Consider the following 6537-nt stretch of genomic DNA (forward strand, 5'->3'; position numbering starts at 1 on the left):
CGGTGATGTTTCAGGGAGTGCAGCAAATTCAGCATCTGATTCGGTGGGTGATTCACAAAACAGTTAAGCATAGAAATTTTCTTCATGGAAGTTTTTCTTCAAGCATAGAAAGGAGGTGAAAACAGTGAAACGGTTAGCGAAAAAGCTCAAATCCGAGTATAAAGGGATAGCTCATATCATTATGCCATCTACGGACACCCTGAAGTCATACTCTTGCCAATGTGTCTGTGCCTGCAACAACAATGATGCTTCCGGATCAGCAGGAGCTAGTACTGGGAGTTCTGTTGGCGATACAGTGAATAATTAAGCGTAATGGATATCAGGATAGTATGGCTTACGTCCTCAAATCTGTCTGGGCAGGTCAGTGCTGCCCAGACCCCATAGTAGTTTTAATGGTGAAATGCACATATTTCGAGGAATCTCCATCGCGTTTTCTGCACTTCAATATAACAAACTGCGTTCCGTGCTCACAATACTTGGGATTCTTATCGGTGTTGCCTCAGTCCTCGCGATGATCGGTGTTGGCGATGGTGCCAAAACGATTGTCCTTGAAGAAGCTCTAAAACAGGAGGGACTGAACCAGTTTTCGATGTATTGTGTCAATCTGAAGAGAGTCGGAGACGTTTGGGTTGCGAACCGCAGTAATGAATACTTCACATATGAAGATGTTTTAACAATAGAGGCGAGGTGTCCTTCCGTTAGACTGACTGTGCCACGGATCCCTGCGTGGGGTGGCGTTCTTGCACAAGGCCCTGTCGGCACTGAAACTCGCACCGGTTATAACGGTGTAAATGCCTCTTTTGCAGAGGCGATGGATTGGGATATCCAAGAGGGACGTTTTATCACCGATGATGATATTGAAAACGGTGCAAAAGTCTGTGTACTCGGTGCTGAGGTCGCTTCTGACTTGTTTGGATGGACATCTCCTATTGGAAAAGAGATTAAAATTGCGAGGGGCGCGGGAAACAACCGAGAAAAAGAACGTTTGACAGTTGTCGGCACGATGATGCCTCGGCAACAATACCTTCAGTTCGGGTTCAGCTTGAGTGCACAAGTCTTTATTCCTATCACAACAACCCAAACGCGCTTTACAGGTTCTGATAGGATCCAGATGCTTTCAATTTAGACCAAGACTGTAGCGGATATCCCTCGTGCAATGGCAGTGGTGAAAGCGACAATACGAAAGAGACAGAGAGGTAGGGACGATTTCTTCGTTACCTGGGACATGAAATCCGGTATGAGGCAATTGGATAAAATCAGCACTGTAAAAAAAATTACTTTAGGGAGCATCGCAGGCTTCTCGCTGCTTGTGGGAGGTATCGGTGTCATGAATATGATGTTGGTTGCTGTTGCGGAGCGTACCCGAGAGATTGGCTTACGAAGGGCAGTCGGTGCCAAAACTACAGATATCCTACTTCAATTTTTAATAGAATCTGTAGTCATGTGTGGTATTGGCGGAGTACTTGGGATTGGATTAGGCTTCCTCGTCAGTGAAGGAGCGGGGCTTCTCGCCGTAAGAATTGTGAAAATTGTTCCGTCCTGGCCCTCCGTTATCTCCGCTAAGTGGTGCTTCATCTCAGTTATCTTCTCTTCTGTGATAGGTATCCTGTTTGGGATGTATCCCGCGCTCAAAGCCTCTGCGTTTTCTCCCATTGAGGCTTTGAGGAGGTAGACCTGATGGTTATTGCAAGTTTATACCCTCTTGTAGAAGGTGGAGATGAGTCCATATCCCTATTCGATTGGGAGTTTATTCGAGCGTTGCAACGAGGTACAGGCGGAGATACTCATGACATTTATGTTTTTTCCTCTCAAGGTTGTCATCCCCCATATCCACTTTCTGTAGAGCGAAATGTACACATCAAAAACACTATGGAACTTTCGGATTTTTTTCAGGAGTCTCAAGTAAATGTTTGGCATGACTTTGGATATACCCCCGCGTTTCATCTTGCGGATCTCCGACACCTGAGTGGACAAAACTTTCCAATTACAATGAAGGTTGAACCATCATTTTTGGCAAAAATGCCACTGACAGTATATAGTGGATTATCCGATAACGATGCGATAATTTGTTCCCGTGCATCCATTCAGAAACTCGTCGAAGCAGCCCACGGGCAATACACCTCTCTGACAACACCACAATCGCAGGCCCAGGTGTACACAATTCCACATGGTTACGCGGCATCGCGGATAAACGGTTGTAATAAACGTGATGCCCGTTACCTGCTTCACCTTCCAGAGGGGATGACTCTCATTTTATGTAGTGGCGATTTTAGCCCCGACAATAGCATGGACCTGCTTCCCCTTATCCGCGCGTTTCAAACGATCACGGAGAGTCATGAAAATGTCTTGCTCATTATCAGTGGTCCTGATGAATATGGATACGCTGATAGAATCTCCGAATACCTTAAAGGTTCTCCACTACAGCGGCGAATCTTGCTCCAGCCAAATATAAGTGAATCTGCCCGGTTGCTTTTGCTCGCCGCCTCGGATATATTCATCTCTCCCTCTGACACAGTTTATAGAGATAACCAACCTCAAGTGCTAGAAGCAATGGCAAGAGGAATTCCAGTTATTGCCCCTGATGATGGTGAGCCTCACTATATCCACCACGGTAGAACAGGTTTTAGACTCAATAGGGAGTGCCTTCCTTATAGCTATAACGCACTAAGTGGCTACTTTCCTTTTATTCCACACCACGTGCAGTCCCTCATCGTGTCTCAGGGTATTGCAGTTAATGTTCAACAGATGGTTGAGTACCTCACCTTGCTAGTCGAAGACGCGTCTTTACGTGAGACACTTGGAACAGCCGCTGCGCAATATGTGTCTGACCATCATTCACTTGAAACAATTGTGGCGAAATATGAAAACCTCTGGCGCGATTTGTCTGCAAGGGAGGCTTCTGTCCCCTCTCAAAAGCCTGTCGTTGAAAATCAAGGGGGCGGTGGTTGGCTTCCCTTATTACTTTCGCAGATGTTTCAAACCATTGACGAAAGTACCCCGATTCAAATCACTTCGGACGGTGAAACACTTCTTGAAACACAAAATCTTGTGATCTATAAAGAAATGAGCGAGGTGCTTTTTCCCTCGGTCATTCTTGAAATCCTCAATTTATCACGCACCGTAACCAGTCTATCTGATATTACCCATTCACTACTCCATCTATCAGATACAGAGGATGTAAAAAACTTAGTGCCAAATATCGCGTATCATACAATGTGGTGTATAAAGCAAGGGTTGATAGCCCTAAAGCAGAATGACAGTGTGAGCATATAGGCAAACAATGCGGGAAGGAATGACAGATGCGAATCTTTGGTACATTCTTGCCTCCAGATGTAAATATGAATACCTCAAGTTACCAAAAGGGATCGAGCCGCGGAATATATGGTGCTGGTGTCGCAACACAGCAGTTTATGACCAGTCTATTGCGGTATGGTAACTTCAATGAATATCATCTTTTCGATCCGAATCGCTATACGCGATCAAAGGATGGGGAGGCCGAAGAACTTTTCGGTTTCATTGAATCTGATGCCCGTCTCAAACTCTTTTTAGCTACCGAATTTGAGGAGGCTTTACAAAAGAACGACTATCTTGCATTTCATAGGCCTCGGGGCCCGTATATTGCCCCAATGATTTACCTTCGTAACCAATTGATAACAAAGAATATTCCAATTACGGGCGTTACGCATACCATTAGTTACCATGGACAGTTAATTGATTTCCTAACATTTCTACTCATTGATGCGCGTCCGTGGGATTCAATTGTCTGTCTGGAAGAGCCAGCGCGGCGTGTGATGAAAAATCATTTTACTCATCTACAAACCCGTTTTTCCGAACATTTTGGGGTTGATTTAAAATACGAGGGGCGCTTAGATAGTATTCCACTTGGGGTTGATACACAAACGTATCGTCAGCGCGACAAGCAGGCATTGAGACAGCAATTTGGTTTTCCACGTGATAAAGTCATACTGCTCTGGGTTGGGCGTTTTTCACATTACGACAAAATGGATTTACAACCCCTGCTTTTGGCGTTCAAAGCTGCATTAGAGAAGTGTTCAAAAAACGAAGCTCTGCTGGTGTTGGCAGGAGACGATAGTCGGCATAATTATGCAGAAAAAGTCACAGAATTCGCCATGCAACTTGGAATCGAAAAGCACTTGATTACGCTGACAGATCGACCCCGGATTGACTTCCCGTTACTCTACTCTGCGGCAGATATTTTTGTCTCCCCTAGCGATAACATCCAAGAGACATTCGGTCAGACAGTTTTGGAAGGCATGTCTTCTGGATTACCTGTTGTGTGTTCAGATTGGGAGGGGTATAGCGTTTCAGTACTCCACGGGAAAACAGGTTTCCGCATCCCTACCTATTGGATGGAATGTGACGGTGCCATCTGTGATTACGCGCCAATATCCCCGTGGCTGTTCAACCAGTTTTATTTAAGCCAATCTATCTGTTTTAATGTTCAACAAATGGCGGAGGCACTGTTTTTGTTAATTGAGCATGATAAGTTGCGCGCTAAGATGGGTGGGCAAGCGCGCCAACACGTCCTTGATACATACGATTGGAAGATTATCATCCACCGTTACATTGAATTGTGGGAGGAGTTGTCCCAAATTGCATCCTGTCACCCGGTCCCTGCTCGCCGCTTTCCTTCTTGGTTCCGTCCGCAATACTTTAAAACCTTTGAACACTACGCCACCGCGACTCTTCAACCGACAACAAAAGTGAGAATCACCGATTCTGAGTTGGTGTCATTTCCTGAAGACACACCCGCTCCCTGGTATGAAGAGTTGAATACGAAACTTGCCCCGGAACTTTTGAACGTCCTCCTCAGTATGTCAAACGACTGGATCACAATTACGGAACTGGAAGAGAATCTCTCCGGGCCCATGAATATATCAACCGAGAAAATTCGATATCACCTCCTTTGGTTGCTGAAATATCACCGGCTTACCCTTAATGTGGACACTATCGGACAAGAGGGCAGAGAATTAGCAACGGCTTACACAATTTTTGATGACGCAACCGACTTTGAGGCTCAGACGTGAATCGGGTCGTTTTTCTGTTCTGTTGTTGTCCCTTTTAAATCAGAGGGTTTTTCTTTAAGTTCGGTATAATACATCTTGACTTGCCACTTCTCGTCGAATCGTTGGAGAAGTTTTTTCAAGGTTGCTTTATCTCTATAACCACGTTCCTATGCGATAAGTGCTCCGGTATCACGACAAAAAGTTTTCCAAATCCGCCCCCCGCGGGAAGTTTGTTTTTTTCAGTCTGTTATACTTTCCACAGAAAGACTCGAATGTGATACGTTTGGGATCAGGAGGGACCCCATCGTATCATTATCAATCTTCCCGCTAAAACCCCATGCTTTAGCTTGGAGATGTAGGCGGGCGTTAGTTTGTGTCAAAAAAAGATTTGACTTTGCAGTAAAATTATGGTATAATTAATACCAACACTTGGACACCGTTTCCACCCTCTACAACTTGTAGAGGTGGTGTCCGCTACCGTGGAAAGTAGTCAAAAAGTGTTAGTGTTCCATACCACTCTAAAAGTATTTTGGGCAGTTAACGCGTAAGTTTCGGAGCAGAGGTGAAAGTCTGCACGTTGTATCGCTGCCCCTTTCTCAACTTTTTCTATCCAAATGGAGAGAGGTAAGCGGGGATAGCCAAGATTTCGCCTTGATATGCCCAAAGGGATTTTTCACCCTTCGGGAAATCGCCTACGGGTGGAGACGGAATAAGACGGTTGACTCTTTGAGAAAACCGCACTGTCTACGAGGTCTCCGAAGCCCCACGCTTTAGCGTCTGGGTGCTATCACTTAAACGTGAGTTTGATAAATATTTTCCGAAACGAAATGATACGCCCTTTTCACAAATTCCACAGAAGTTTTAGGAATTTTATCAGGAATATGCTAAAATCCGTTTCTGAAATCGGAAAGACAGTTAGCAACTACCCCAGAGCCGCCGTCCTTATGTGGAGGGCTAGTCCGAAGGAAATGGCTGTATTTTCCCTATTCAATTTGCTTTCAGCTGCAGTCACGCCCTTACAGATATGGCTCTCAAAGTACATCATTGACGAAGTTGTTGCTGCGATTCAAGCAACTCAAGGCACTGTCCGCCTCCGACAGATTGCGTTTCTCGTCGGATTACAACTCCTCATTTGGCTGGCGAGCAATACTATCACCAGTATCATAAATATGCTCAGATATCCGATGGGCTTGAGAGTCTCGCATTACACCGAAGAACTCATTTTTCAGAAACTCTCAAGGTTAGATTTGGCTTTCTTTGAATCTCCAGCTTTCTTTGATCAAATGGCGCACGCGCGAGAACAATCCATTCAACGCATTCCAAACTTTGTTAACAATTTCGCAGGACTGCTGTCAAGTATATTGATGCTGGTGAGCCTGTTAATTATGGTAGCAAATCTCCACAGCTTGGCAATGTTGGGCATAATTGTTCTATCAATTCCGCATCTCATCGCGACTAGGTAGTGTTTACATTGTGTAAGTTATTGACATTTTTGTTAGGTTTTGGTAGA

Annotated in this window: 7 protein-coding genes; 5 read left to right on the forward strand and 2 right to left on the reverse strand. The window is 44.9% G+C overall.

From position 1 onward, the window contains the following. The first annotated feature begins 400 nt into the window (after positions 1–400). The 4 genes from OXN25_16145 to OXN25_16160 are packed head-to-tail and all read left to right on the forward strand — an operon-like array spanning position 401 to position 5048. Positions 401–1126 carry an ABC transporter permease gene (locus OXN25_16145; GenBank protein ID MDE0426383.1) on the forward strand — a complete coding sequence of 242 codons (726 nt, stop codon included), beginning with the start codon at positions 401–403 and terminating at the stop codon, positions 1124–1126. A gap of 30 nt (positions 1127–1156) precedes the next feature. Next, positions 1157–1672 (forward strand): FtsX-like permease family protein, encoded by a 516-nt coding sequence (locus tag OXN25_16150; protein ID MDE0426384.1) that lies wholly within the window; start codon positions 1157–1159, stop codon positions 1670–1672. A gap of 5 nt (positions 1673–1677) precedes the next feature. Next, positions 1678–3273 carry a glycosyltransferase family 4 protein gene (locus tag OXN25_16155; GenBank protein MDE0426385.1) on the forward strand — a complete coding sequence of 532 codons (1596 nt, stop codon included), beginning with the start codon at positions 1678–1680 and terminating at the stop codon, positions 3271–3273. Between the two features lie 26 nt (positions 3274–3299). Then, positions 3300–5048: a glycosyltransferase family 4 protein gene (locus OXN25_16160; protein ID MDE0426386.1), complete on the forward strand. Its 1749-nt coding sequence runs from the start codon at positions 3300–3302 to the stop codon at positions 5046–5048. Here OXN25_16160 and OXN25_16165 read toward each other — a convergent pair. Both OXN25_16165 and OXN25_16170 read right to left on the reverse strand, forming a co-directional pair. Continuing rightward, positions 5039–5167 carry a hypothetical protein gene (locus OXN25_16165; protein MDE0426387.1) on the reverse strand — a complete coding sequence of 43 codons (129 nt, stop codon included), beginning with the start codon at positions 5165–5167 and terminating at the stop codon, positions 5039–5041. The two genes, OXN25_16160 and OXN25_16165, sit on opposite strands and share 10 nt — an antisense overlap. Before the next feature lie 466 nt (positions 5168–5633). Further along, on the reverse strand, positions 5634–5768 hold the full coding sequence (locus tag OXN25_16170; GenBank protein ID MDE0426388.1) for a hypothetical protein: 135 nt from the start codon (positions 5766–5768) through the stop codon (positions 5634–5636). Between the two features lie 140 nt (positions 5769–5908). On the opposite strand from OXN25_16170, the gene OXN25_16175 reads away from it, so the two are divergent. Continuing rightward, the gene (locus OXN25_16175) at positions 5909–6490 is read left to right on the forward strand and encodes a hypothetical protein (protein ID MDE0426389.1); all 582 of its coding nucleotides are present in this window, start codon (positions 5909–5911) and stop codon (positions 6488–6490) included. Positions 6491–6537: the final 47 nt, after the last annotated feature.

Source organism: Candidatus Poribacteria bacterium (genome assembly GCA_028820845.1).
Lineage (GTDB): Bacteria > Poribacteria > WGA-4E > WGA-4E > WGA-3G > WGA-3G.

Excerpts from the sequence above, each read along its gene's own strand:
- OXN25_16150 (MDE0426384.1), top strand. The coding sequence starts at position 1,157 with ATGGCAGTGGTGAAAGCGACAATACGAAAGAGACAGAGAGGTAGGGAC.
- OXN25_16145 (MDE0426383.1), top strand. The coding sequence starts at position 401 with ATGCACATATTTCGAGGAATCTCCATCGCGTTTTCTGCACTTCAATAT.
- OXN25_16155 (MDE0426385.1), top strand. The coding sequence starts at position 1,678 with ATGGTTATTGCAAGTTTATACCCTCTTGTAGAAGGTGGAGATGAGTCC.
- OXN25_16160 (MDE0426386.1), top strand. The coding sequence starts at position 3,300 with ATGCGAATCTTTGGTACATTCTTGCCTCCAGATGTAAATATGAATACC.
- OXN25_16175 (MDE0426389.1), top strand. The coding sequence starts at position 5,909 with ATGCTAAAATCCGTTTCTGAAATCGGAAAGACAGTTAGCAACTACCCC.